Here is a 26,435-nt window from a genome sequence, read left to right as displayed (position 1 = left end):
GCAGGTCAGTCGTCAGGCCAGTGCACCCACGGCACCCTCCGCCGCCTCGAGCAACCTGCCTGAGGCGGCGAGGGCGACCGCGGCCTCGATTTCCGGCGCTAGGTGACGGTCGGTTCCCGGCCCGGCAACGTGCGCACGGATCGTGTCCCGCACCGCCCCCGTCGCGGGTGACGGTGCGAGCGGCGCCCGCAGGTCGAGCGCCCGAGCGGCAGTCAGCGCCTCGACGGCGAGAACCCGGGTGAGCCCGTCGATCGCCCGGCGCAGCTTCCGGGCGGCGGACCACCCCATCGACACATGGTCCTCCTGCATCGCCGACGACGGAATCGAGTCGACACTCGCCGGCGCCGCCAGCCGCTTCAGTTCCGACACGATCGCCGCCTGCGTGTACTGCGCGATCATGTGGCCGCTGTCGACACCGGGATCGTCCGCCAGGAACGGCGGCAGCCCGTGGTTGCGCGCGACGTCGAGGAACCGGTCGGTGCGGCGCTCACTCATGCTCGCGACGTCCGCGACGACGATCGCCAGGAAATCCAGGACGTACCCGACCGGCGCCCCGTGGAAATTGCCGTTCGACTCCACCCGCCCGTCGAGGGTGACCACCGGGTTGTCGACGGCGCTCGCCAGTTCCCACGACGCCACCTGCTCGGCGTGCGCCAGGGTGTCCCGCGCGGCGCCCGCGACCTGCGGCGCGCACCGCAACGAGTAGGCGTCCTGCACCACCGTGCAACTCGGGTTGGCGTGACTCTGCACGATCTCGGAGCCGGCGAGCAACCGGACCATGTTCGCGGCGGCCCGGGCCTGACCGGGGTGCGGCCGCAGCGCCTGCAGGTCCGGGGCGAACACCCGGTCCGTGCCGAGCAGCCCCTCCACACTCATCGCCGCCGTCACGTCGGCCAACCGCAGCAGCGCGCGCAGGTCCTCGCACGCCAGCAGCAGCATCCCGAGCATGCCGTCGGTGCCGTTGATGAGGGCGAGCCCCTCCTTCTCCTCGAGGACCACCGGCGCGATCCCCGCGGCGGACAGTGCACTCGCGGCCGGCATCAGTGCGCCGTCCGCGCCGCGCACCGTGCCCTCGCCGATCACCGCGAGCGCGACGTGGGCCAGCGGCGCCAGATCACCGGAGCACCCGAGGCTGCCGTACTCGTGCACCACCGGGGTGATCCCCGCCGACAGCAGTGAGGCGTAGACCTGCGCGACCTCCGGCCGCACCCCCGTCCGCCCGGTGGCCAGCGTCGACAACCTCAACAACATCAAGGCCCGCACCACTTCTCGCTCGACCTCGGGACCCGACCCCGCCGCGTGCGAGCGGACCAGGCTGCGCTGCAGTTGCGTGCGCAGGGCGAAGGGAATGTGCCGGGTGGCGAGGGCCCCGAAACCGGTGGACACCCCGTAGACGGGCCTCGGATCTTCGGCGAGATCCTGGATGCGCCGCCGTGACTCGCTCATCGCACGGAGCGCATCTTCGGACAGCGTCACGGCGGCGCCTCGGCGAGCGACACTCAGCACCTGCTCCGGTGTGACAGCTCCGACGCCGACTACGACGGTCTCCTCGGCTCTTGCACATTCGTCTCCGTGACTCGCAACGGTATCGACGCTCATACTTTCTGTTCCCTTCGGAGGTGTGGATTCTGGACGCAGTCGAGTAGTCGTGTGCGCTGAGTTCGATCGAGGGCTAGTTCCGCCCCGACCACTGCCATCGCCGTCGCACCGTCCAGTACCGCTTCGTCAGCGGACGGGGAGGTGCCGTGCACAGCGAACTCGGCCGTGTGGTGTGCGGCATCACCGACGTCGTACCCGATGGTCGGGTGGATCACGGGTAGCACGTGGGACACGTTTCCCATATCCGTCGACGCGACGTGGTCGCCCGCCCGAGACAGGGCGGTCCGTCCGCGAGCGCCGATCGCCCGGGCGTATGCGCGGGTCATGAAGTCGTCCTGTAGCAGTTCCGCGAAGTCCTCGCCGCAGGGTTCGATGGTGACGTCCGTGCCCGTCGCGAGCGCTCCGGCTTCGAGGCACGCCCGCACTCTCGCCTGCACCTGCCGGAGCTTGGTCATCGATGTCGCTCGAATTTCCACTGCTACTCGAGCGTTCGACGGAATCACGTTGCAGGCCTGTCCACCGTCGGTGACGATGATCGATACGACGAGGCCGGGCTCGAGTTGCTGACGCAGGAGTCCTACGGCGTTGTACGCCACTGCAACCGCGTCGAGCGCGTTGGCGCCCAGCCACGGAGCGGTCGCGGCGTGCGAGGACCGACCCACGTACGACGCCGTCCACTGGCTCATCGCCAGGGAGGATCCGCCCACCTCGTCGCGGCCGCCCGCGTGCACCATCATTGCGGCCGCGACATCGTCGAATACGCCGGCTCTCAGGAGGATGGCCTTCCCACCGCCGGCTTCCTCGGCAGGGGTTCCCACGAGCTTGACCCGGACATCCAGGGAGTCCGCCACCTCTGCCAACGCGATCGCCGCACCCACCGCGGCGGCGCCGTTGACGTTGTGCCCACACGCATGGCCGATCTCGGGAAGCGCGTCGTATTCGGCGCAGAAGCCGATCGTGAGGGCACCGGTACCCTTGGTCGCGACGAAGGCCGTCGCCAGGCCCCCGACGCCTTTCGCCGTCTCGAACCCCGCGCCTTCCGCGAGGTCGATGATCTTCGATACCGATCGATGTTCCTGGAATGCCAGTTCCGGCTCTTGATGGAGGCTGTGACTCAGGGTGACCAGTGCGCCCGACCAACGCTCCACACAGGACTCGATCCTCGCCGCGACATCGGCCGGGACGAGCGTCGCTCGGTCCGTCATGAGAGGTTCGCTCCCTTGCGGTAACACAGTCCGAGGCAGGCCCCCACGAGCGCGACCGCTGCACACACGCACCACAGCCAGACGTAGGACTGCAACGTGACACCCGCGAAAGTACTGGTCGCGGACAGGATTGCGCCGACAGTAGCCGCTCCGATCGCCGCACCCATCGAGAGCGCGAGTTCGTTGATTCCCGCCGCCATGGCCGTCTCGCGGTCGGGCACCGATTCGACGCACAGGGCGCGCGTCGAGGCCTGGTAGCCGCCGAAACCGACGCCGAGCAGGGCGATGGCTGCGAGATACTGGAACGCCGTCGTATGCCAGAGGAGCAAACTCCCGAAAGAGGCTGCGATCAGAGCACCCGACAGGGCAAGTGTCTGCCGTTCACCGAGCCGGCGCAGCATCGTCGATGTGGAGAGTGAACTTGCGAGCGCGAACACGTTGAGTGCGAGTGCGACAAGCGCAATCGAACGAGGCCCGTAGGAGAGACCGAATCCGCTGTCGTCCGGCGAAGACCCGAGAAAGACCGCATTCGCACCGAAGAAGCCGATCGTCGAGAAGGCCAGGCAGAAGGTGACTCCGGAGACGACGGCCACGGGTGGGTGGACGAGCAGGCGGAGGTCTACCATCGGACTCTTCGAGGCCGAGTCGACGCCGATCCATCCGGCGAGACCGACGACACCCAGAGACATCGATCCGATCGTTTCTCCTGAGGTCCATCCCCAGTCCGCACCGAGCGACAGCGCTGCCACCACACCGGCCAGGCCGAGCGAGAGCAGGGCGAAGGACACGAGTGGAATACGGCCGCCCGACCGCGGAGCACCATCGGGAAGCAGGAAGCCGGCGATCACCGCCAGGACGGCGACCGGTACCGCGACCCACAGCCCGAGTGTCGCCGACTGCTCGCTGAGGGAGCCGGACACGACACCGCCGATGCCGACCGCCGCGGTGAGGACGCCGACCAGCAGGCCGACTCCCGTGCGACGACTCGCCGGCGCCTGGTGTCGCAGGATTCCGATCAGGAGCGGCATGAAGCCCACGACCGCACCCTGGAGAACGACACCGACCGAGATCGTCAGCAGACTCGGCCAGATCGCCATCATCAGCGACCCGGTAGCGACCAGGGCGATGGAGAGGCGGAGAAAGCGGCGGTACCCGAACGTATCGCCCAGTTTGGCGAGTAGCGGCGTCCAGATCGCGAACGCCAGTTGAGACAGCAGATAGATCCTGGTCTGTCCCGATGCCGTGATCTCGAGGCTGTCGCCGAGCGAAGGCAGCAGTGGTGTGAGATAGCCCTGCGTGACACCGCTGAGCAACTCGACGGTGGCCATCGAGCCCAGTAGTGCCCCGAGCGGGAGCCGTCTGCTTCTCAGGTCCTCACCCACAACCGATATTGTTCGCATCATCGACCTCGACTTCGCTGAGCCTGGTTGTTCCAGGTTGCGCACCCGCGCTGCGACAACTCTCGGTGGCGCGCCTCACTAATCTGGAAAGATGACCGGTTTCTCACAGAAGAGGCCCTCCACAATGCCGGATGTAACGCCAGAGGTGACGACCGAGCTCGATCTCACCATCACCGACGCCCTCCAACTCAATCCCCGAGTCGACTGGGCGGAGCTGGCCCAGACGCTCGGACACACTCCGAAAACACTCGCGAGAAGATGGAAGTTGCTGACCGAACGCGGTTCCGCATGGGTTGCCGTGGTTCCCGGCCCGGCGTTCGTTCGTCACGGATGTGCGTCGTTTCTGGCCGTCCAGTGCAGACCTCAAGCGAAGCGCGACGTAGCCCGGGCACTGGTCGCCGAACCGGCTGTGGCGACCGTGTCCAGCACGACCGGTGTCGCGGACTTCCTTCTCGACGTGTTCGTTCCCGGCTTCGCAGATCTCGCTCGCCTTCTCGACGACCGGATCGAACGAATCGAGGGCATCACGGCGGTCACCTCGATGGTTGCACTGACCACCTACCGGGAGGGTTCACGCTGGCGAGTGCAGGCCCTGGACCTCGAACAGTCCACTCGTCTGCAGCGGTCGACGCCCTCCACGCGTAGGACTGCGCCGCCCTCGCTCGACGACCTCGACCGGACTCTGCTCGACATCTTGGCGACGGACGGTCGCCAATCCTGGACCGATCTCGCTGCCCGGTGCGGGACGACCGGGCCGACCGCGCGCCGCCGAATCGAGAGACTGGTCGACTCGGGCCGGGTCGCCCTGCGCTGCGAGGGGGCTCCCGAACTTCTCGGGCCCATCGTGCCGACGACTTTCATGATGACCGTTCCGCCAGGTGATCTGAACACCGCGGGAAACCTGTTGGGACGCATGCCCAGATGCCGTGTAGTCGAGGCCGTCACAGGGACGTCGTCAATCGTCGCCACCATGTGGTTTCGGGCGGCTGGTGAAATAGCGCCATTCGAGAACGCCCTGACGCGCGAAATCCCCTCCCTCGTGATTGCAGACAGGTTCATCACGATGCATACGTACAAGAGGGGCGGGCACGTCCTCGATCCGCACGGGCGTACCGCGGACGTGATCCCGCTGGCGGCCTACTGAGGGACATTCGGTTCGGTCGACCATTCCGAGTTGCCGTCACGCGGACCGGTCACAACCGGTGCAACTCCACGTCGCCGAGTTCCCCCTCGCGGGCGGTGGCGGTCATGTACGTGCAGTACGGCTGACGGCGGCGGTCCGTCGGCGATCCCGGGTTCAGCAGTCGCAGACCGGTTTCGGTGGTGGTGTCCCAGGGAATGTGACTGTGCCCGAAGATCAGGACGTCAGTGTCCGGGTATGCGGCCGACATCCGTTTCTCCCTGCCCGCCGAAGCCCCGGTCTCGTGCACGACGGTGATGCGCACTCCGGCCAGGGTCACGTCGGCCCGCTCCGGCATCAGGGCGCGCAGGTCGTCGCCGTCGTTGTTGCCCCAGCACGCCACGAGCCGCGCCGAGCGCGACCGCAGCGCCTCGAATGTGGGCAGGTCGACCCAGTCGCCGGCGTGGATCACCACGTCGGCGCGGTCGACCTCGTCCCACACCCGGACGGGCAGGTCTCGCGCCCGTTTCGGGACATGAGTGTCGGCCAGCAGCAATAACCTCACCGTGACAGTCTGCGCCACGGTGGCAGGCGGGGCTCTTACGCGCCCGCGAGCGCGGCGGCGTCCTCCGCCTGCAACAGCAGACCCATGTACTCACGCATCCGCTGGGCGTCCGGTTCGAGGCCGGTGAAGATCCGGAAGGAGTCGACGGCCTGACCGATGGTCATGCCGATTCCGCTGAGAGTCCGGGCGCCGATCTCGCGGGCGCGGCGGAGGAGTTCGGTCTCGGCCGGACGGTAGACGACGTCCGCGACCCACAGGTCGGGGCGCAGCAGCGCGGCGTCGAGCGCCATGCCGGGATGGTGCGCCATGCCGAGCGGCGTCGCGTGGATGAGGCCCTGGGCGGCACCGACCGCGGCGGGAGTCGCGGCGAGGTCGCCTGCCACGATCTTCCGGTCCGGGAACAGTGCGGCGAGCGAGTCGCGCAGTGCCGTCGAGCGCGTGGCGTCGGCGTCGATGATCGTGAAGTGTCCGACGCCCCGGGTGAGGGCGGCGTAGGCGACGGCCGCCCCGGCCCCGCCCGCCCCGAGTTGCACGACACGGTTCATGGGCGCGCCTTCGAGGCCCTCGTCCATGTTGCGGGCGAAGCCGGACCAGTCGGTGTTGTGGCCGATCAGGCGTCCGCCGTCGATGTGGACCGTGTTGACCGCGCCGAGTTTGCGGGCGTCGTCGGACAGGTCGTCGAGCAGCGGAATGATCGCCTGCTTGCAGGGATGCGTGATGTTGAGCCCGTTGAATCCGAGGAGCCTGGCGGCGTCGAGGAGCCGTGGCAGTCCCTCGACGCCCATGCCGAGGGTGTCGAGATCGAGGATCCGGTAGACGTACCCGACGCCCTGCGCGCGACCCTCGGCCTCGTGGAGCGGCGGGGTCAGCGATTTCGAGATCCCGGTGCCGATCAGACCGCACAGGTAGGACGGGCGGGCGTTGGGGGCATCGAGGTCACGAGAGGTCATGAGGATCACTTCCGGGAGGGGTGCGAGAACTAATTAACTATCTAGTGAGTTATGTCACGGTAGCATACCTCCATACCGCGCGGAAGACAGCACAGGCAGGAGTTTCAGGAATGACACGAAGCGAGACCACGGGCGCACCCGCCGAGAAGCAGGCAGCCAAGCGCACGCGCAATCCCGAGAAGACCCGGGAGAACATCCTGAAGGTGGCGATGACGGAATTCGCCGACAAGGGCCTGACCGGGGCCCGCATCGACGAGATCGCGGCGAAGACCGCCACCACGAAGCGGATGCTCTACTACTACTTCGGCGACAAGGACGGCCTGTACCGGGCGGTCCTGCAGCGCGCCTACGAGGAGATTCGCTACGAGGAATCCCAACTCGACGTCGACCACCTCGAGCCGGCCGAGGCCATCCGGGCGCTCGCCGAGCTGACGTTCGACCATCATGAGGCGCACCCCGATTTCATTCGCCTCGTCGCGATAGAGAACACCAATCGCGGGGTCAACCTCGTCCAGGCCGAGGGCCTCCCCGAGACGCAGGCGCCGGCGATCCGCACTCTCGATCGGATCCTCCAGCGAGGGCAGGACGCGGGCATTTTCCGCACCGACACGACGGCGCTCGACATCCACATGCTCATCAGCTCGTACTGCGTCTTCCGGGTGGCGAATCGGTACACGTTCAAGGCCCTGTTCGACTGGGATCTCACCGGCGCGGAGAACCGTCCCCACCTGCGCGCGATGATCGGCGACGTCGTCCTGGCCTACCTGCAGCAGCCCGGGAAAGTATGAACTAACCATTTCGACCATTATTGACTCGAGCCTGTGACCTGGGTTACCTTGCTTGTACGACCTACGAACACCTGCTCGTTTCGGGCCGCCAGTGTTCACATTCCTCGCTCCCCAGGAGTATCGATGACCATCGACTACGGCACCGGCGCCTCCGGTCGCAACGGTGACGGCACAGGCCGCTCGTCCGTCGACCCCAACGCTGATCCCACCAACGCGAAGAAGGCCGCGAAGGCCGCCTTTTTCGGCAGCCTGCTCGAGTACTACGACTTCTACATCTTCGCCTCGGCTGCCGCGCTGGTGTTCCCGCACGTGTTCTTCGAGGGCGCGAAGAACCCGCTGCTGCTGTCGCTGGCGACGTTCGGCATCTCCTACATCGCGCGTCCCATCGGTGCCGTGTTCGTCGGACACTTCGGCGACCGGGCGGGGCGCAAGAAGGTGATGATGTTCTGCCTGGTGCTCATGGGCGTCGTCACGTTCCTCATCGGCTGTCTCCCGTCCTCCGAGACCGCCGGGATGGTCGGCCCGGCGCTGCTGGTGCTGCTGCGCATCTGCCAGGGCGTCTCCGCAGCAGGCGAACAGTCGGGTGCGGGCTCCCTCACCCTCGAGCACTCCCCCGCTCACCGCCGCGGCTTCTTCTGCAGCTGGACGCTCACCGGCACCCAGGCCGGCTTCATCGTCGCGAGCCTCGCGTTCATCCCCGTCGCGGCACTGCCCGACGAGACTCTCTACAGCTGGGGCTGGCGCGTGCCGTTCTGGTGCAGCCTGCTCGTCCTGGTCGTCGCGTACATCGTGCGTCGCAAGCTCGAAGAGCCCGAGATCTTCATCGCCAACAAGGAGGCCCTCGACGAGGCGCCCGCCCCGCTGCCCGTCGTCGATCTCTTCCGCACGCACTGGCGCGACGTTCTGCGCGTCGTCTTCTGCGCCTTCATCGCCGTCGTCAGCACCGTGTTCTCCGTGTTCGGCCTCGCATACGCCACCACCCCGGAGATCGGGATGAGCCGCACCACCATGCTGTGGGTCGCGATCGCCGCCAACGCGGTGGCCCTCGTCTCGCAGCCGCTGTTCGGCATGCTGTCCGACCGGATCGGCCGCAAGCCGGTGTTCATCGGCGGCGCGATCGGTTCGGCCGCCGGAATCTTCCTGTACTTCGCCGCGATCGGCACCGGCAACGTCGCCATGATCTTCCTGGCGGGCATCCTGCTGATGGGTGGCGTCTACGCCGGCACCAACGCCATCTGGCCCGCGTTCTACGCAGAGATGTTCTCCTCGCGGGTTCGCTACTCCGGCATGGCGATCGGCACTCAGCTCGGTTTCGCTCTCGCCGGCTTCGCACCGACCATCGCCCAGGCCCTCCGCGGCGGCGACCCCAAGAACTGGGTGCCGGTGGCGATCTTCACCGCCGTTTGCGCGCTCATCGCCGCGGCGTCCGCCTCCACCGCCAAGGAGAACTCCCGCACCCCGCTGCTCGACCTCGACAAGGAGGACGTCGCGCTCACCAGAGCGAAGGCCAAGGCACGGGTCTGATCCACTCCGAAAACGAACGAAGCGCCCGGCGGGGGAGCCGGGCGCTTCGTCGTGTCGGTGCCTAACGCCGCAATTCGTGGGTGAGTGCTTCGAGTTCGTCGCCGCCGGCCATTTGCTGGGTGAGTTCTTCGAGGCTGATTTCGTCGAAGGTGCAGTCCAGTTTCTGGCGGCCGCGGTTGAGGAGCACGAAGTGGTCGCCGACCATGTACGCGTGGTGCGGGTTGTGGGTGATGAACACCACCCCGAAGCCTTGTTCCTTGGCGGCGGAGATGTAGCGCAGGACCATCCCGGACTGTTTGACACCCAGGGCGGCGGTGGGCTCGTCGAGGATCAGGACGCGGGCGCCGAAGAAGATCGCCCGGGCGATCGCCACGCACTGGCGTTGACCACCGGACAGCGATCCGATGGGGGCGTCGACGTCGGGCAGGTCGATGCCCATCTTGTGGAGTTCTTCCTTGGTGGTGGCGCGCATCGCGTTCGAGTCGAGGGACCGCAGCGGGCCCTTGCGCAGTTCCTGGCCGAGGAAGAAGTTCCGCCACACCGGCATCAGCGACACCACCGCCAGGTCCTGGTAGACGGTGGCGATGCCCTTGGACAGGGCCTCCTTCGGCGACCCGAACGTCAGCGCCTCACCGTCGACGAGCAGGTCCCCGGCACTCTGCTGGTGCAGGCCGGCCATGATCTTGATCAGGGTGGACTTGCCGGCCCCGTTGTCGCCGAGGACACCGGTGACCTCCCCGGCCTTGACGCGCAGGTTGATGTCCTCGAGGGCGATGATGTTGCCGTACTGCTTGCCGACGTGTTTGAGTTCGATCAGCGGGATCTTGCCGCCTCCACCGGGTTCGGTGTCGACGGGGATCTGTTCGGTGGTACTCATACCGGTCACCTCTTGGCGGCGTAGTTGCGGAAGGCGTTGTTGGCGATGACCGCGAACAGCAGCATCGCGCCGAGGAAGAATTTGAACCAGTCCGGGTTCCAGCCGGCGTAGACGATGCCCTGGTTGGTCATCCCGAAGATGAACGCGCCGATCGCGGCGCCGATCGCGGTGCCGTAGCCGCCGGTGAGCAGGCAGCCGCCGATGACCGCGGCGATGATGTACAGGAACTCGTTGCCGATTCCCTGCCCGGACTGGACGGTGTTGAACGAGAACAGCAGGTGCATGCCGACGAACCAGGCGGCGAACCCGACGGTCATGAACAACCCGATCTTGACCTTGGTGACCGGCACGCCGATGGCGCGGGCGGAGTCCTGGTTGCCGCCGACGGCGAAGATCCAGTTCCCGATCCGGGTCTTGAACAGCACCCAGGTGGCGATCGCGGTGAACAGCAGCCACCACACCACCGTGATCCGGACGGACACCCCACCGACCACGAAGGAGGACGCGAATACCTTCTTCGCCGAGTCGAAGCCCTGCATGTCGGAGACGCTGGGGGTGGCGACCTGCCCGGTGATCAGTTTGGTGACCGCCAGGTTGATGCCGGTGAGCATCAGGAACGAGCTCAGGGTGATCAGGAAGCTGGGGATCTTCGTTTTCATCACCAGGTAGCCGTTGAAGAATCCGACGGCGAGGGACACCACCAGGGCGAGGGCGGCGCCGGCCCACAGGTTCAGGTGCAGGTTGTAGGCGATCATCGACGCCGCGAGGGAGCTGGTGGTGACCGCGACACCGGCGGAGAGGTCGAATTCGCCGCCGATCATCAGCAGCGCGACCGCGCAGGCCATGATCCCGATGGTGGAGGAGGCGTAGAGGACGGTGGCCAGGGCCTCGGGGCTGCGGAACGGGGGTGCGACGATCATGAAGAAGATGAAGATCGCGATCGCACCGAACAGGGACCCGACTTCCGGGCGTACCAGCAGCCGTTGCAGGCGTTTTTGTTCCTTCACCCGCTCGTCGTGGACGACCTTGTGACTGGCAAGGTCCAGATCTTGCTGTGTGGACATGATTTCCTCTCCGCGCCGGTGGATCTCAGCGTTGTGCGGTGCCGGCCGGTCCTGCGACCGGGTCGATGGTGTCGGTGACTGTGTGTGCGAGAGATGGACCCACCGGGGTCCGGATCGTGTGTCCTGTCATGTGAATCGACCGCCGGTCAGCGGGTGCCGGCCTTGGCGTACTCGGCGACCTTGTCGATGTTGGTCTTGTCGATGAACGAGGGCCCGGTCAGCGTGGGCCCGCCGCCACCGATGACGTTCCCGTTGTTCAGGTACAGCCACAGCGAGTCGATGGCCAGGTAGCCCTGCAGGTACGGCTGCTGGTCGATCGCCCACTGCACGCTGCCGTCGGAGATGGCGTCGACGAGGGCCGCGTTGGTGTCGAACGTGAAGACCTTGGCAGGGCTTCCCGCGTTGCCGACGGACTGGACGGCGGTCAGGGCGATCGGGGCGCCGAGCGTGAGGACACCGTCGATGGACGGGTCCTGCTGGAGCTTGGCGGCGATAGTCGAGTTCACCGACGGCATGTCCTCGCCGTTGACGTTGAGCGTCTCGAACGTGCCGCGGAACGTCTGCTTGGCACCGGCGCAACGGGATTCGAGCTGAATCTGGCCCTGCTGCTGGATGACACAGATGACGTGCTTGGCGCCGTCGTCGTTCAGCCGGTTGCCCGCGGCCTGGCCGGCGATGGTCTCGTCCTGCCCGAAGTACTGGCTGACGCCCATGTCCTTCCAGGCGCCGTATCCGGCGTTGAACGCGGAGATCGGGATACCGGCGTCCTGCGCGCTCTTGACGGCGGGCGCCATCGCTTCGGGGGTGGCGAGGGTGAGTGCGAGGCCGTCGACCTTGGAGTCGATCGCGGTCTGCACGAGGTTGGCCTGATTGGGGGCCTGAGGATCGGAGGAGTACTTCAGTTCGACGTTGTCCTTGTCGGCGGCATCCTGCGCACCGGTGCGGATCAGGTCCCAGAACGTGTCACCCGGTGCCGCGTGGGTGACCATCGCGATCGTGATGCGCGGGGTGTCGGCGCTGCCCGCGCCGATCCCGGACCCGCTGCTGTCCGGCTTGCCGCCGGTGCTCGAGCACGCCGCGAGGCTCATCACCAGGGCACTCGCGCAGGCCAGTACTGCCACGCGACGCCGGTTGGGGAAGTTCATCTGTTTTTCCTCTCGGGGGACGAACGGCTCGTTGACGTCTTGGCCGTGTGCCTTAGATGTAATACGCGTCACACCCGAAAGTCAATAGTTTGTCTGGACATTAGGACCACATATCAAATGCGCGGGCGCACGCGTCACCGCTGCCGGCCCGGAAATCGGGCGGAAATGCAGAAAGAAGGGGACGCGATCAGCGCGTGACCGACGCCCCCGCGTCGCGCGGCAGCCGCAGGGTGTCGACGACCGTGCCGAGCATCAGCAGGCCCAAAAGGACGAAGGTCCAGGAATATTCGGATCCGAACCCGTGCTCGGACGACGTCGCCAGCGGCGTGAACGCGGTGAGCGCGAGCGCGGCGAGTGCGATCCCGAGTCCGGCCGCCAGTTCCTGCACGGCGGCGTTGAGAGTGTTCGCGTGCGTGAGGTCGGCGCGATCGACGTCGGAGAACGCGAGACTGTTGTACGCGGTGAATCCGACCGACCGCAGGGCTCCGCTCACGAACAGGACGCCTGCGATGACGGGCATCGGGGTCGACGAACTCAGTGCGGCGAGCAAACCGAAGCAACCCACCGACAGCAGCGCATTGACCAGCAGGATCGGCCTGATCCCGAAGCGGCGCATCAGCGGCGTCGTGAAGGGCTTGATCGCGATGTTGCCGGCGAACAGCGCGGCGACGAGCAGACCGGCGAGAAAAGGCGTCCAGCCGAAGCCGAGTTGGAACTGCAGCGGCAGCAGGAACGGCACGGCCGTCACGATCAGGCGGTAGAGCGAACCCCCGGTGACGGTGGTCCGCAGCGTCCGGACACGCAGCACGCGGACGTCGACGAGCGGGTGCGGAGTGCGGACGAGATGGACCGCGGACGCGACCAGCAGGACGACCGCGACCACTCCCCCGATCGCGACCCGGCGCCAGTCGGTGCCCGTCACGCGGATGCTTTCCAGGGCGATCAGGGCCGCCGCGATTCCCGTTCCGACCCCGAGCAGGCCCCGCCAGTCCAGCTTCCTCGCCGACCGCGAGCCGGCTCCGTGAACCAGCTTCAGCGACAGCAGGATTCCGAGGAGGCCGATGGGAATGTTGATGACGAAGATCCACCGCCACGAGCCCACCGTGGCGATCGCGCCGCCGAGCAGGGGTGCGATGACGGGCGCGGCGAGCGCGGGCCACGTGAGCAGAGCTATCGCACGGACGAGATCGCCCTTCGTGCTCGACCGCAGCACCGCGAGCCGTCCGACCGGCACCATCATGGCGCCGCCGACTCCCTGCAGCACCCGCATGGCGACGAGCATCGGCAGGGACACGCTCGCCGCGCAGCCGATGGACGCCAGCGTGAACACGGCGATGGCGGCGACGAACACCCGGCGGGTCCCGAAGCGGTCGGCCACCCACCCGCTCGCGGGGATGAGGACTGCGACCGTGACCAGGTAGGCGGAGATCGCGATGTTGACGTCGACGGGGTCGACGCCGAAGGAGTCGGCGATCAGCGGGACGGCGGGGGCGATGATGGTGGCGTCGAGAATCTCCATGAAGAGGGCGCCCGCCACCAGCAGGGCCATTCCCCGGGGGAACGACGTCGCGCGCCCCGTTCTAACGATCGACAACGGTGGTGTCGAAGTAGTACCGCGACGCCCGGTAGCAGTGGCTGCCGAACTCGACGGCGCTTCCCGAATCGTCGAACGCGGTCCGGTTCATCGTGAGCAGCGGCGCCCCGGTCTTCTCGTCGAGAAGTGACGCCTCCGCCTTGCTCGCCGCTTTCGCGCCGATGCGTTGCCGCGCGAGTCGGATGTGCACGCCGCGGGCGCGGAGTGCGTGGTACAGGCCGTGCGCCTCGAGTTCCTCGGGGTCCGGCGCGAGATCCACCGGGATGTGATTGGTCATCAGTGCGAGCGGTTCGCCGTTGGTGCTGCGGAGGCGCCGGATGGACGCGACCTCACTGCCGGGTTGCAGGTTGAGTTCGGCGGCCACGTCCTCGGCAGGCACGGCGACCTGGTAGTCGAGGAGCTTGGTGGTCGGGCTCTGCCCTGCGCGGGCGAGGTCGTCGAAGAGACTGGTGAGCTCGACCGGCCGGTGCACGGCGCTCTGCACGACTTGCGTGCCGACGCCGCGCTTGCGGACGAGCAGCCCCTTGTCGACGAGTTCCTGGATGGCGCGGCGCGTGGTCGGGCGCGACAGGTTCAGACGTTTGGCGAGCGCCAGTTCGTTCTCGAAGCGGTCGCCGGGCGCGAGTTCCCCGCCGATGATCGCGTTCTCGATCGTCTGCGCGAGCTGGAAATACAGCGGAACCGGGCTCGATCTGTCGAGCTCGACTGCGAGTGGTGCACCCACGGACAACTCCGATCCTCGTGCGCGTGGCGACGTCCGCCGCCGCCGATCTTTCCGGCAGTGTATGCGAACACTAACACCAGATTGACTTCAAGTAATAATGTCAGGACAAAGTCTTGACAGGAGCCGGTGATGTGGAGCACAGTTTCAACCAGACCTCGGCGCCCTGCGCAGACCACCCACAACGACCTATTCGGGAGTCAGCCTTGACCACCAACCAGACGCAACCCAACCGGAACGGATTGGACGTCCTCGCCATCGGGCGCTGCGGTGTGGACATCTACCCATTGCAGACCGGAGTCGGACTCGAGCACGTCGAGACGTTCGGAAAGTTCCTCGGCGGAAGCGCCGCCAACGTCGCCGTCGCCGCCGCCCGCCTCGGCTGCCGCAGCGCGCTCATCTCGGGTGTCGGCAACGATCCGTTCGGACGCTACGTCCGCTCGGCACTCACCGATCTCGGCGTCGACAACCGGTACGTCGGCATCGACACCGACCACCCGACCCCCGTCACGTTCTGCGAGATCTTCCCGCCGGACGACTTCCCGCTGTACTTCTACCGCAAGCCGGCCGCGCCGGACCTGCAGGTGAAGCCCGCAGACCTCGACCTCGACGCGATCCGCGACGCCAAGCTGTACTGGTCGACCGTCACCGGACTGTCCGAAGAGCCCAGCCGCAGCGCACATTTCGCCGCCTGGGAGGCGCGCGGACGTCGCAGCCACACTGTTCTCGACCTCGACTACCGCCCGATGTTCTGGTCCTCCCCCGCCGACGCCACCGCGCAGGTGCAGCGTGCCCTCCAGCACGTCACCGTCGCGGTCGGCAACCGTGAGGAGTGCGAGATCGCGGTCGGCGAGACCAACGCACACAAGGCCGCGGACGCGCTGCTCGACCTCGGTGTCGAACTGGCCATCGTCAAGCAGGGCCCCAAGGGTGTGCTCGGCAAGACCCGCAGCCAGTCCATCACGGTTCCGCCCAACGAGGTCGACGTCGTCAACGGCCTCGGCGCCGGCGACAGCTTCGGCGGGTCGCTGTGCCACGGTCTGCTCGCCGGGTGGCCCCTGGAGAAGATCCTGCGCTACGCCAACGCCGCGGGGGCGATCGTCGCTTCCCGGCTCGAATGCTCCACCGCGATGCCGACGGCCGACGAGGTCCGTGAGCTCGCCGAATCCACCGCTTCGGAGGCTGTCAATGTCTGAAACTCTCGCTCACCGCGCAGTCTGCGCGACCTATGCCGACGTCACCGAGGTACGCGCCAGTGATCCGGCCGCCATCGACCGCGCCTGGGCGACCCGCGTCGCCCGGCCCACGGTGCGCGGTAACGGCCGGCTCATGATCGTCGCCGCCGACCACCCCGCCCGCGGCGCACTGTCGGTCGGCGACCGTCCGACCGCGATGAACAGTCGCACCGACCTCCTCGACCGCCTCCGCACCGCGCTGCGCAATCCCGGCGTGGACGGCGTGCTCGCCACCGCCGACATCCTCGACGATCTGGTGCTGCTCGGCGCACTCGACGACAAGGTGGTCATCTCGTCGATGAACCGCGGCGGCCTGGCAGGTGCCAGCTTCGAACTCGACGACCGGATGACCGGCTACACCGCGGCGGGCACCGCGAAGGCCGGCATGAACGGCGGAAAGATGCTGTGCCGCATCGACCTCGACGATCCGGGCACCCTCTCCACCCTCACCGCCTGCGCCGAGGCCGTCGATTCGCTGGCCGCGGCCGGACTGATGGCCATGGTGGAACCGTTCCTGTCGCGCCGTGTCGACGGCAAGGTCAAGAACGACCTCAGCGCCGACGCCGTGATCAAGTCCATCCACATCAGCCAGGGTCTGGGCTCCACGTCCGCGTACACCTGGATGAAGCTTCCGGTGGTCGACGAGATGGAACGCGTCATGGACGCGACCACGCTTCCCACGCTGCTGCTCGGCGGAGACCCGCAGACGGCCCCCGAGGAGACGTTCGCGAGCTGGGGCAAGGCTCTGGCACTGCCGTCGGTCCGCGGCCTGATCGTCGGGCGCACCCTGCTGTACCCGCGGGACGAGGACGTCGCCGCCGCGGTCGACACCGCCGTATCCCTCGTTCACTGACGCACGCCGGAGAGGCCCACGATGAACAGCAAGTACTACGTGCCGGTCGGTTCCGCGGCCACCGGGCCGTTCGACCTCGAGGTCACCCCCGAGTCGGCGGGCTGGACGGAATCGAGCCTCCGGGTGCTCACCCTGGCACCCGGCGGGTCGGCCGAACTCACCACCCGCGACGACGAGATCATCGTCGTACCGCTCGCCGGGTCCGCGTCGGTGTCGAGTGAGGGCACCGAGTTCGCACTCACCGGTCGGCGGTCCGTGTTCGACGGGCCGAGCGACTTCGCCTACGTGGGACGGGACTCCGCCTACACGGTGGCGAGCGCGACCGGTGGCCGTTTCGCACTGTGCGGCGCCCGCGCCCGGCAGAAGTTCCCGTTCCGGTACGTTCCGGCCGCGGACGTGTCCGTCGAACTGCGCGGCGCGGGCAACTGCAGCCGGCAGGTGCACAATTTCGGCACCGCCGACCGGTTCGAGGCCGACTCGATCATCGCGTGCGAGGTCATCACACCCGGCGGCAACTGGTCGTCGTACCCGAGCCACAAGCACGACGAGAACAGCGACGTCGAATCCCAGCTCGAGGAGATCTACTACTTCGAGATCGCCGAAGCAGGCGACACCGCAGTGGATTTCGGCGGCACCGGATTCGGCTACCATCGTGTGTACGGCACTGTCGAGCGGCCCATCGAGGTCCTCGAGGAAGTGCGATCCGGCGATGTGGTCCTCGTTCCGCACGGCTACCACGGACCGTCGATCGCCGCCCCCGGACATCACATGTACTACCTGAACGTGATGGCCGGACCGGGCGAAGAACGTTCCTGGAACATCTGCGACGACCCGGCACACACCTGGCTGCGCGGCAGCTGGGAACACCAGACCGTCGATCCCCGCCTCCCCCTCCACGCACCGTCCGAAGGAGCATGACCGTGGTGTCCACCGCGCCGATGTCGGCGAGCAAGAACCCCAACGCCGAGGGCACCGTCCACCTCACGGTGGCTCAGGCGACCATCCGATTCCTCGCCAATCAGTACGTCGAGCGGGACGGCGAACGCACCAAGTTCTTCGCCGGCTGCTTCGGCATCTTCGGCCACGGCAACGTCGCCGGACTCGGTCAGGCACTGCTGCAGGCCGAGATCGACGCCGTCGAGGCCGGCACCGAACCGGAACTGCCGTACGTCCTCGGCCGCAACGAGCAGGCGATGGTGCACAGCGCGGTCGCGTACGCCCGCCAGAAGGATCGCCTGCAGACCTGGGCCGTGTCGGCCAGCGTCGGCCCCGGCTCGACCAACATGCTGACCGGTGCGGCGCTCGCCACCATCAACCGGCTGCCCGTCCTGCTGCTGCCCGCCGACACGTTCGCCACCCGCGCGAGCGCACCGGTGCTGCAGGAACTCGAACTGCCGTCGAGCGGGGACGTCACCGTCAACGACGCGTTCAAGCCGCTGTCGCGCTACTTCGACCGCGTGTGGCGGCCCGAACAGTTGCCGTCGGCGCTGCTCGGTGCGATGCGCGTCCTCACCGACCCCGTCGAGACGGGTGCGGCCACCGTCGCCATCCCGCAGGACGTGCAGGCGGAGGCGTTCGACTGGCCCGAATCGATGTTCGCCGAGCGCACGTGGCACGTCGCCCGGCCGCTCCCCGAGAAGTCGGCGATCGCACGGGCCGCGGACGTCATCCGGTCGGCGAAGAAGCCGCTGATCGTCGCGGGCGGTGGCCTCATCTACTCCGGCGCCACCGAGACGCTGGCCTCGTTCGTCGAGTCGACCGGCATTCCCGTCGGCCAGAGTCAGGCCGGTAAGGGTTCACTGCCGTACGACCACCCGCAGTCGGTCGGGGCGATCGGCTCGACGGGCACGACCGCGGCCAACGCGCTCGCCACCGAGGCCGACGTGATCATCGGCATCGGCACGCGCTACAGCGACTTCACCACGGCGTCGCGCACCGCGTTCAACAACCCCGAGGTGCGGTTCGTCAACATCAACGTGGCGTCGATCGATTCGGTGAAGCAGGGCGGCGTCAGCGTCGTCGCGGACGCCCGCGAGACGCTCGAGGCCCTCGCCGAGGCACTGGGCGACTACCGGGTGTCCGACGAGTACCGTTCGCGCACTGCAGAACTTGCCGCGCACTGGGAGTCCACCGTCGACGCGGTCTACCAGATCGACGACGACTCGCTCGGCCTGAACCAGAACCAGGTCATCGGTCTCGCCAACACGCTGTCGGATCCGCGCGACGTCGTCGTGTGCGCCGCCGGTTCGATGCCCGGCGACCTGCACAAGCTGTGGCGCACCCGGGACTCGAAGGGTTACCACGTCGAATACGGCTTCTCCTGCATGGGCTACGAGGTCGCCGGCGGCATCGGCGCCAAGATGGCGTGCCCCGACCGCGACGTGTTCATCATGGTCGGCGACGGCTCCTACCTGATGATGGCCACCGAACTCGTCACGGCCGTGCAGGAGAACGTCAAGGTCATCGTGGTCCTCGTGCAGAATCACGGTTTCGCGTCCATCGGATCGCTGTCGGAGTCGCTCGGCTCCCAGCGTTTCGGCACCGACTACCGCTACCGGGGCGACTCCGGCCGGCTCGACGGCGACATCCTGCCCGTCGATCTGGCGGCCAACGCGGCGAGCCTCGGCGCCGACGTCATCCGTGCGAACACGGCCGCCGAGTTCACCGACGCCGTCAAGGTGGCGAAGGCGAGCGACAGGACCACCGTCATCCACGTCGAGACGGACCCGCGGATCGCCGCCCCGGACAGCGAATCCTGGTGGGACGTGCCGGTCAGCTCGACCAGCACCCTCGAGTCCACGCAGAACGCGTACGAGACGTACGCGCAGTGGAAGAAGATCCAGCGTCCGTTCCTCCGCCCGTCCGGCAACTGACCCGCCCCCAGCAGAACTTTCGAAAGGATTTCCCGATGAGCGTCATTCGCGTCGGATCGGCCCCCGACTCCTGGGGCGTGTGGTTCCCGGAAGACCCGCAGCAGACCCCGTACGGCCGGTTCCTCGACGAAGTGTCCGCATCCGGTTACGAGTGGATCGAGCTGGGGCCGTACGGCTACCTGCCCACCGACCCGCAGCAACTCCGCGACGAACTCGCCACCCACAATCTGAAGCTGTCGGCAGGCACCGTCTTCGAGCACCTGCACCAGGACGATTCCTGGGATGCCGTATGGACCCAGATCGAGGACGTCGCGAAGCTGACCGCCGCCGTCGGCGGCAAACACGTGGTCGTGATCCCGGAGATGTGGCGCGACCCGGGCACCGGCGAGGTGCTCGAGGACCGCAACCTCACCGCGGAGCAGTGGAAGAAGAAGACCGGCGGCATGAACGAGCTGGGCAAGAAGATGTTCGAGCAGTACGGCGTGAAGGCGCAGTACCACCCGCACGCCGACAGCCACGTCGACACCGAGGAGAACGTGTACCGCTTCCTCGACGGCACCGACAGCGAATTCGTGAACCTCTGCCTCGACACCGGCCACATCAGCTACTGCGGCGGCGACAACCTCGCGATCATCGAGCGGGCCCCCGAACGGATCGGCTACCTGCACCTCAAGCAGGTCGATCCCGAGGTCCGCGCCAAGGTCGAGGCCGAGGACCTGCCGTTCGGCGAAGCCGTCAAGCTCGGCGCGATGATCGAGCCCCCGCTCGGCATCCCCGACCTGCCGCCGCTGCTCGCCGCGATCGAGAAGCTCGACATCGACGTGTTCGCGATCGTCGAGCAGGATCTCTACCCCTGCGCCGTGGACGTGCCGCTCCCGATCGCCCAGCGCACCCGTAAGTACCTGGGATCCTGCGGGATCCCGTCCGTCAAGTTCGTCTAACCGACCACGTCAGGAGCTAGTCAGCTATGTCCGAGAGCAACGACCTGCGCATCGCCGTCCTGGGTGTCGGAATGATGGGCGCCGACCACGTCGCGCGGATCACCGACCGCATCAAGGGTGCGACCGTCGCCGTCGTCAACGACTACTTCACCGAGAAGGCCGAGGAGATCGCCGCCGGCATCCCCGGTTGCCGCGTTGTCAACGACCCGCTCGACGCGATCGCCGACCCCGGCGTCGACGCGGTCGTCCTGGCCACCCCCGGCCCGACACACGAGAAGCAGCTCCTGGCCTGCCTCGAGCACGGCAAGCCGGTGATGTGCGAGAAGCCGCTGACCACCGACGTCGCCACGTCCCTCGAGATCGTCAAGGCCGAAGCCGAACTCGGCAAGAAACTGATCCAGGTCGGCTTCATGCGGCGCTTCGACCACGAGTACGAGCAGCTGAAGGCCCTCATCGACGACGACGTGTTCGGGCGGGTGCTCCTCGCCCACTGCGTGCACCGCAACCCGGTGGTGCCGCCGAGCTTCGACAGCTCGATGATCGTCAAGGACTCGCTGGTCCACGAGGTCGACGTCACCCGCTTCCTGTTCGACGAGGAGATCACCTCGGTCCATGTCCTCAAGCCCGCCGCGAACCCCGGTGCGCCCGAGGGACTTCAGGACCCGCAGATCGCGTTCTTCAGCACCGAGTCCGGTCGTCACATCGACGTCGAACTGTTCGTGACCACCGGTGTCGCCTACGAGGTGCGCACCGAGATCGTCGCCGAGAAGGGATCGGCGTTCATCGGCCTCGACGTCGGACTGGTCCGCAAGTACGGCACCGGCGCGGGAACCGGCCGCTCCGGTGCAGGCATGTACGGCGGAGAGATCACCCCGTCGTTCAAGGAACGCTTCGGCCAGGCGTACGACGTCGAGATCCAGCGGTGGGTGAACGCCGTCCGCACGGGCGCGGAAACCGGCAACTACGTCGACGGCCCCGGTGCGTGGGACGGCTACGCCGCCGCCGCGGTGTGCGCGGCCGGCGTGAAGTCACTGGAGACGGGTGAGCGCGTCACCGTCGAGATGGTCGACCGCTCGTCCGTTCCGGGGGCCTGATCACGATGAAGATTGCACTCGACCCCACCCCGTTCCACCACGACTACTCGCTTCTCGAATTGCCGTCCGTGGTCGCGGAACTCGGCTTCGAGCACCTGCAGCTCACTCCGCACCGCGACATGATCCCGTTCTTCAACCACCCGAAGGCCGACGACGAGTTGGTCCGGCAGTTCCGCAAGGCCTGCAGCGACGCGGGCGTCGGGATCGCCTCCGTGTTGCCGGTCCTGCGGTGGTCCGGCCCCGACGAAGACGCCCGCGAGGCGGCGGTGCGGTACTGGAAGCGCGCCATCCAGATCACCGTCGACCTCGGTGTGAACGTGATGAACACCGAGTTCAGCGGTCGCCCGGAGAAGGCCGAGGAATCGGAGCGCGCCTTCTACCGGTCGATGGAGGAACTCGTCCCCATCATCGAGCGTGAAGGCATCGACGTTCGCATCGACCCGCACCCCGACGACTTCGTCGAGAACGGTCTGGACGCCATCCGCATGATCCGCGGCATCAACTCCAAGAACTTCGGTTTGGTGTTCGTCGCGTGCCACTCGTACCACATGGGTGCCGGGATGCTCGAGATCATGCGCGCGGCCGGCGACATGCTGCGACTCGTGCACGTCGCGGACACTATGGATCACCACCGTTCCCACGGCTTGCGGTACATCACCAACCCGCCCGGCAACCCGGTGCGCGTCCACCAGCACCTCAAGATCGGTGACGGCGACCTCGACTGGGACGAATTCTTCGGCGGTCTCGGCGAACTCGGCTTCTACGACAAGCCCGACACGGTGATGGTGTCCAGCGTTTTCGCCGAGGACGAGAACGCCCACGACGTCTCCCGCTACCAACTGAAGACCATGAAGGATTACATCGCGCGCACGCGGTGAAAGGACAACACATGAGCACCAACATCACTCGCGAGATCGCACACTGGTCCGACGGCAAGACCTTCGCCGGCACCAGCGGTAACACCGCACCGGTCACGAACCCCGCGACCGGTGCCGTCACCGGTGAGGTCGCGTTGGCCAGTGTCGAGGACGCCCGCGCGGTCATCGACTCGGCCGCCGCCGCCTTCCCCGCCTGGCGTGACACTTCCCTCGCCAAGCGGACGCAGATCATCTTCAAGTTCCGGGAACTGCTCAACGAGCGCAAGGGCGAGCTCGCCGAGATCATCACCTCCGAGCACGGCAAGGTCGTCTCCGACGCATTGGGTGAGGTGTCCCGCGGTCAGGAGGTCGTCGAATTCGCCTGCGGCATCGCGCACCTGCTCAAGGGCGGCATGACCGAGAACGCGTCGACGAACGTCGACGTCTCCTCGATCCGCCAGCCCGTCGGCCCCGTCGGCATCATCTCCCCCTTCAACTTCCCCGCCATGGTCCCGATGTGGTTCTTCCCCATCGCGATCGCCGCCGGCAACACGGTGGTGTTGAAGCCGTCGGAGAAGGACCCGACCGCCGCCATCTGGATGGCCGAACTCTGGGCCGAGGCAGGTCTGCCCGCGGGGGTGTTCAACGTCCTGCAGGGTGACAAGACCTCCGTCGACGAACTCCTCACCAACCCCGCGATCAAGGCCATCAGCTTCGTGGGATCCACCCCCATCGCGCAGTACGTGTACGCCACCGGTACCGCCCACGGCAAACGCGTCCAGGCATTGGGTGGCGCGAAGAACCACGCCATCGTGCTGCCGGACGCCGACCTGGATCTGGCGGCCGACGCCATGGTCAACGCCGGTTTCGGCTCCGCCGGTGAACGCTGCATGGCCATCTCCGCGCTGGTCGCGGTCGGGGACATCGCCGACGAGTTGGTCGCGAAGATCACCGAACGCACCAACACGCTCAAGATCGGCGACGGCATCCGCGACTCCGACATGGGACCGCTGGTGACCAAGGTGCACCGCGACAAGGTCGCCTCCTACATCGACGCCGGCGAGAACGACGGCGCCACCATCGTCGTGGACGGCCGCACCGTTCAACCCGACGGCGGCGCGGACGGATTCTGGCTCGGACCCACCCTCATCGACCACGTCACCACCGACATGAGCGTCTACACCGACGAGATCTTCGGACCCGTCCTGTCCGTCATCCGCGTCGACTCCTACGACGAAGCCCTCGAACTGGTCAACTCCAGCCAGTTCGGCAACGGCACCGCCATCTTCACCAACGACGGCGGCGCCGCACGCCGATTCCAGAACGAGGTCGAGGTCGGCATGGTCGGCATCAACGTCCCCATCCCCGTCCCGATGGCCTACTACAGCTTCGGCGGCTGGAAGAACTCCCTGTTCGGCGACACCCACGCCCACGGCGCCGAAGGCGTCCACTTCTTCACCCGCGGCAAAGTCGTCACCACCCGCTGGCTCGACCCCAGCCACGGCGGCCTCAACCTCGGATTCCCCCAGAACGCGTAAGTACTGGTTCTCCGCGCCGGACCGTCCGCGGTCCGGCGCGGCGTCCGTTCGATCGAAAGGAACTTCATGAGCGACACCTCTCTCGCCCGCCGTCATCGGGTCGTGGTCATCGGATCGGGATTCGGCGGCCTCTTCGCCACCAAGGCCCTGAAACGGACGGACGTCGATGTCACTCTGATCGATCGCACGACGCATCACCTGTTCCAGCCGTTGCTGTACCAGGTGGCGACGGGAATCCTGTCGGAGGGCGAGATCGCACCCGCGACCCGGCTGGTCCTCGAAGACCAGCAGAACGCGTCCGTCCTTATCGGCGGGGTCGAGAAGATCGACGTCGCCGACCGGACCGTCACGTCCACGCACCGGGGCCGCACGACGGTCACGGAGTACGACAGTCTCGTCGTGTCTGCGGGTGCCCGCCAATCTTATTTCGGCAACGACCATTTCGCCGAGCACGCTCCTGGAATGAAGACGATCGACGACGCCCTCGAGCTGCGTGGCCGCATTCTGGGTGCCTTCGAAAGCGCCGAGGTGAGCACCGATCCCGCCGAGCGGGCGCGACTGTTGACGTTCGTCGTGGTCGGCGCCGGGCCCACCGGAGTCGAGATGGCCGGCGAGATCGCCCAGCTCGCGCACCGCACTCTCGCCGGCGCGTACCGCACCATCGATCCCCGTGACGCGCGCATCATCTTGCTCGACGCGGCGCCCACGGTGCTCCCGCCGTTCGACGACAAGCTGCGCCGGGCGGCCGCGGACACGTTGGAGGATCTCGGGGTCGAGATCCAGCTCGGCGCGATGGTGACCGACGTCGACGACGACGGACTCACCGTCCGCGACCAGGACGGAGCCGAGCGGCGGATCGAGGCCGCCTGCAAGATCTGGTCCGCGGGCGTCGCTGCCAGCCCGCTGGGTAGGCAACTCGCCGAACAGACCGGCGCAGGCACCGACCGCGCGGGCCGGGTCCTCGTCGAACCCGACCTCACCCTGCCGGGCCACAGCAACGTCTTCGTCGTCGGGGACATGATGAACCGGGACGGCCTTCCCGGCGTCGCGCAGGTTGCGATCCAGGGCGGCCGATACGCCGCGCAGCTGATAGCCGCTGAGGTCCGCGCCCACCGGAAGGGCCGCGACAAGCCCGAACGCGCCCCGTTCCGATACACGGACAAGGGCAGCATGGCGATGATCTCCCGCTTCCACGCGGTCGCGAAGGTCGGCCGCCTCCAGCTGACCGGGCTGCTTGCCTGGCTGCTGTGGCTCCTGATCCACCTGGTCTACATCGTCGGATTCAAGAGCAGGCTCGCGACCGCCATGTCCTGGACCTGGTCGTTCCTGGGCAGCTCCCGGGGCCACCTCGCCGTCACGGAACAACAGGTGGTCGCCCGGACCGCGATCAACCGGCTCGATGCCTGGGAGGATTCCCGGGCGGCACCCGAGGCGGCGACGGCCTCGGCACGGTGAGTACCGTCGCCTCCGTGCCTGTCTCCGCTCTCACCGTCGGCATCGACGTCGGTGGTACCAGTATCCGGGCCTGCGTGGTCGACGACACCGGCGAGGTGCTCGACTCCGTGCAGGCGCCCACACCACAATCGGCGAAGGCCCTCGAGGACGCGCTCGACCGTGCCGTCCGCGAACTCGCGGGACGCCACCCCGTGTCGGCCGTCGGGCTGGCCGTGGCCGGTTTCATCACCCCCGACCTCACCACCGTGCGGTTCGCGCCGCACCTGCCGTGGAAGAACGTGCCGGTCGCAAACGACCTCAGCGAACGGCTCGGACTGCCGGTGGTCCTCGAACACGACGCGAACGCGGCGGCGTGGGCGGAGCACCGGTTCGGGGCCGCCGCCGGAGGTCGCAATGTGGTGATGGTCGCGATCGGCACCGGCATCGGTGCGGCCCTGCTCATCGACGGGACGCTCTACCGCGGGAGCCACGGTGTCGCCCCCGAACTCGGCCACCTGCAGGTGGTTCCGGGTGGCAGGCCCTGCGCCTGCGGCAAGCGCGGGTGCTGGGAACGGTACTGCAGCGGAACAGCGCTCGTGGACACGGCCATCGAACTTCTCGCCGCCGACCCCACGAGTTCGACGATCCTCGCACGCGAGGTGGCGAGCGATCCCGGATCGCTCACCGGCCGCCGGATCGCGAGCGCCGCGCGGGACGGCGACCCGCTCGCCATCCGCACGATGGAAGAGTTCGCACGGTGGCTGGGCGTCGGACTCGCCATGGTCGGCGACGTGTACGACCCCGACCTCGTCGTCATCGCCGGCGGAGTCAGCGGTTCGGCTCCGCTGTTCCTCGACCACGCTCGGGACGTCTACGCCTCTCTCGCAACCGGTTCCGGACACCGCCCCCTCGCCCGCATCCGCGAAACACAACTCGGCGAATCGGCACAGCGCATCGGGGCCGCCACCCTCGCGAGGCGCTCCGCGCCCGTGCGTGGTTGAGGAGTCTCAGGACTCCTCCGGCACTCACGAGCGCGAAACTGGGCATCGCCGGGCATG

Annotated in this window: 23 protein-coding genes; 13 read left to right on the top strand and 10 right to left on the bottom strand. The window is 67.4% G+C overall.

The window, feature by feature from the left end:
• Positions 1 to 12: 12 nt before the first annotated feature.
• The 3 genes from hutH to JWS13_RS39540 are packed head-to-tail and all read right to left on the bottom strand — an operon-like array spanning position 13 to position 4,186.
• Complete coding sequence (hutH, locus tag JWS13_RS39550; RefSeq protein ID WP_206010685.1) at positions 13 to 1,599, bottom strand: histidine ammonia-lyase; 1,587 nt, start codon at positions 1,597 to 1,599, stop codon at positions 13 to 15.
• Complete coding sequence (locus JWS13_RS39545; protein ID WP_206010684.1) at positions 1,596 to 2,804, bottom strand: amidohydrolase; 1,209 nt, start codon at positions 2,802 to 2,804, stop codon at positions 1,596 to 1,598. Before JWS13_RS39545 ends, hutH begins: the two co-directional genes overlap by 4 nt.
• Positions 2,801 to 4,186, bottom strand: coding sequence for an MFS transporter (locus tag JWS13_RS39540; protein ID WP_206010683.1), 1,386 nt, complete (start codon positions 4,184 to 4,186; stop codon positions 2,801 to 2,803). The genes JWS13_RS39545 and JWS13_RS39540 overlap by 4 nt, the downstream gene beginning before the upstream one ends.
• A 163-nt stretch (positions 4,187 to 4,349) precedes the next feature.
• On the opposite strand from JWS13_RS39540, the gene JWS13_RS39535 reads away from it, so the two are divergent.
• Positions 4,350 to 5,348 carry an Lrp/AsnC family transcriptional regulator gene (locus tag JWS13_RS39535; protein WP_241032503.1) on the top strand — a complete coding sequence of 333 codons (999 nt, stop codon included), beginning with the start codon at positions 4,350 to 4,352 and terminating at the stop codon, positions 5,346 to 5,348.
• A gap of 49 nt (positions 5,349 to 5,397) precedes the next feature.
• Here JWS13_RS39535 and JWS13_RS39530 read toward each other — a convergent pair whose 3' ends face one another.
• Complete coding sequence (locus tag JWS13_RS39530) at positions 5,398 to 5,889, bottom strand: metallophosphoesterase family protein (protein ID WP_206010681.1); 492 nt, start codon at positions 5,887 to 5,889, stop codon at positions 5,398 to 5,400.
• 35 nt (positions 5,890 to 5,924) lie between these two features.
• Positions 5,925 to 6,839, bottom strand: coding sequence for a shikimate dehydrogenase (locus JWS13_RS39525; RefSeq protein WP_206010680.1), 915 nt, complete (start codon positions 6,837 to 6,839; stop codon positions 5,925 to 5,927).
• Between the two features lie 110 nt (positions 6,840 to 6,949).
• Here JWS13_RS39525 and JWS13_RS39520 point away from each other — a divergent pair, with 110 nt between their 5' ends.
• Both JWS13_RS39520 and JWS13_RS39515 read left to right on the top strand, forming a co-directional pair.
• Positions 6,950 to 7,627, top strand: coding sequence for a TetR/AcrR family transcriptional regulator (locus JWS13_RS39520; protein WP_087559487.1), 678 nt, complete (start codon positions 6,950 to 6,952; stop codon positions 7,625 to 7,627).
• Between the two features lie 123 nt (positions 7,628 to 7,750).
• Positions 7,751 to 9,151 carry an MFS transporter gene (locus JWS13_RS39515; RefSeq protein WP_206010679.1) on the top strand — a complete coding sequence of 467 codons (1,401 nt, stop codon included), beginning with the start codon at positions 7,751 to 7,753 and terminating at the stop codon, positions 9,149 to 9,151.
• Between the two features lie 61 nt (positions 9,152 to 9,212).
• Here the strand turns inward: JWS13_RS39515 and JWS13_RS39510 are convergent, their stop codons facing one another.
• From JWS13_RS39510 to JWS13_RS39490, 5 genes are all read right to left on the bottom strand, one after another.
• Positions 9,213 to 10,028, bottom strand: coding sequence for an ATP-binding cassette domain-containing protein (locus JWS13_RS39510; RefSeq protein WP_206010678.1), 816 nt, complete (start codon positions 10,026 to 10,028; stop codon positions 9,213 to 9,215).
• A gap of 5 nt (positions 10,029 to 10,033) precedes the next feature.
• A complete protein-coding gene (locus JWS13_RS39505; RefSeq protein ID WP_087559484.1) occupies positions 10,034 to 11,092 on the bottom strand; it encodes an ABC transporter permease in 1,059 nt (352 codons plus the stop codon).
• A gap of 146 nt (positions 11,093 to 11,238) precedes the next feature.
• Positions 11,239 to 12,237, bottom strand: a complete 999-nt coding sequence (locus JWS13_RS39500) for a substrate-binding domain-containing protein (protein ID WP_160102553.1) — start codon at positions 12,235 to 12,237, stop codon at positions 11,239 to 11,241.
• Between the two features lie 187 nt (positions 12,238 to 12,424).
• Positions 12,425 to 13,786: an MFS transporter gene (locus JWS13_RS39495; protein ID WP_206011908.1), complete on the bottom strand. Its 1,362-nt coding sequence runs from the start codon at positions 13,784 to 13,786 to the stop codon at positions 12,425 to 12,427.
• Between the two features lie 31 nt (positions 13,787 to 13,817).
• Complete coding sequence (locus JWS13_RS39490) at positions 13,818 to 14,555, bottom strand: GntR family transcriptional regulator (RefSeq protein ID WP_206010677.1); 738 nt, start codon at positions 14,553 to 14,555, stop codon at positions 13,818 to 13,820.
• A 203-nt stretch (positions 14,556 to 14,758) separates the two neighbouring features.
• Between JWS13_RS39490 and iolC the strand changes: the two genes are divergently transcribed.
• The 10 genes from iolC (at position 14,759) to JWS13_RS39440 (ending at position 26,378) form a co-directional block, all read left to right on the top strand.
• Positions 14,759 to 15,748: a 5-dehydro-2-deoxygluconokinase gene (gene iolC, locus JWS13_RS39485; protein WP_206010676.1), complete on the top strand. Its 990-nt coding sequence runs from the start codon at positions 14,759 to 14,761 to the stop codon at positions 15,746 to 15,748.
• Complete coding sequence (locus tag JWS13_RS39480) at positions 15,741 to 16,640, top strand: Cgl0159 family (beta/alpha)8-fold protein (protein ID WP_206010675.1); 900 nt, start codon at positions 15,741 to 15,743, stop codon at positions 16,638 to 16,640. The genes iolC and JWS13_RS39480 overlap by 8 nt, the downstream gene beginning before the upstream one ends.
• A gap of 21 nt (positions 16,641 to 16,661) precedes the next feature.
• On the top strand, positions 16,662 to 17,558 hold the full coding sequence (iolB, locus tag JWS13_RS39475) for a 5-deoxy-glucuronate isomerase (protein WP_206010674.1): 897 nt from the start codon (positions 16,662 to 16,664) through the stop codon (positions 17,556 to 17,558).
• The gene (iolD, locus tag JWS13_RS39470) at positions 17,555 to 19,513 is read left to right on the top strand and encodes a 3D-(3,5/4)-trihydroxycyclohexane-1,2-dione acylhydrolase (decyclizing) (protein WP_206010673.1); all 1,959 of its coding nucleotides are present in this window, start codon (positions 17,555 to 17,557) and stop codon (positions 19,511 to 19,513) included. The genes iolB and iolD overlap by 4 nt, the downstream gene beginning before the upstream one ends.
• Before the next feature lie 35 nt (positions 19,514 to 19,548).
• Positions 19,549 to 20,454, top strand: a complete 906-nt coding sequence (locus JWS13_RS39465; protein WP_206010672.1) for a sugar phosphate isomerase/epimerase family protein — start codon at positions 19,549 to 19,551, stop codon at positions 20,452 to 20,454.
• A gap of 26 nt (positions 20,455 to 20,480) precedes the next feature.
• Positions 20,481 to 21,548: a Gfo/Idh/MocA family protein gene (locus JWS13_RS39460; RefSeq protein ID WP_206010671.1), complete on the top strand. Its 1,068-nt coding sequence runs from the start codon at positions 20,481 to 20,483 to the stop codon at positions 21,546 to 21,548.
• 5 nt (positions 21,549 to 21,553) lie between these two features.
• Positions 21,554 to 22,426, top strand: coding sequence for a sugar phosphate isomerase/epimerase family protein (locus JWS13_RS39455; RefSeq protein WP_206010670.1), 873 nt, complete (start codon positions 21,554 to 21,556; stop codon positions 22,424 to 22,426).
• Positions 22,427 to 22,437: 11 nt separating this feature from the next.
• A complete protein-coding gene (locus tag JWS13_RS39450) occupies positions 22,438 to 23,943 on the top strand; it encodes a CoA-acylating methylmalonate-semialdehyde dehydrogenase (RefSeq protein ID WP_206010669.1) in 1,506 nt (501 codons plus the stop codon).
• A 66-nt stretch (positions 23,944 to 24,009) separates the two neighbouring features.
• Positions 24,010 to 25,398, top strand: coding sequence for an NAD(P)/FAD-dependent oxidoreductase (locus JWS13_RS39445; protein WP_206010668.1), 1,389 nt, complete (start codon positions 24,010 to 24,012; stop codon positions 25,396 to 25,398).
• The gene (locus JWS13_RS39440; RefSeq protein WP_206010667.1) at positions 25,395 to 26,378 is read left to right on the top strand and encodes an ROK family protein; all 984 of its coding nucleotides are present in this window, start codon (positions 25,395 to 25,397) and stop codon (positions 26,376 to 26,378) included. Before JWS13_RS39445 ends, JWS13_RS39440 begins: the two co-directional genes overlap by 4 nt.
• The last annotated feature ends 57 nt before the right edge of the window (positions 26,379 to 26,435 follow it).

This window comes from Rhodococcus pseudokoreensis (assembly GCF_017068395.1).
Lineage (GTDB): Bacteria > Actinomycetota > Actinomycetes > Mycobacteriales > Mycobacteriaceae > Rhodococcus_F > Rhodococcus_F pseudokoreensis.
This window is presented reverse-complemented; position numbering and strand designations above follow the sequence as displayed.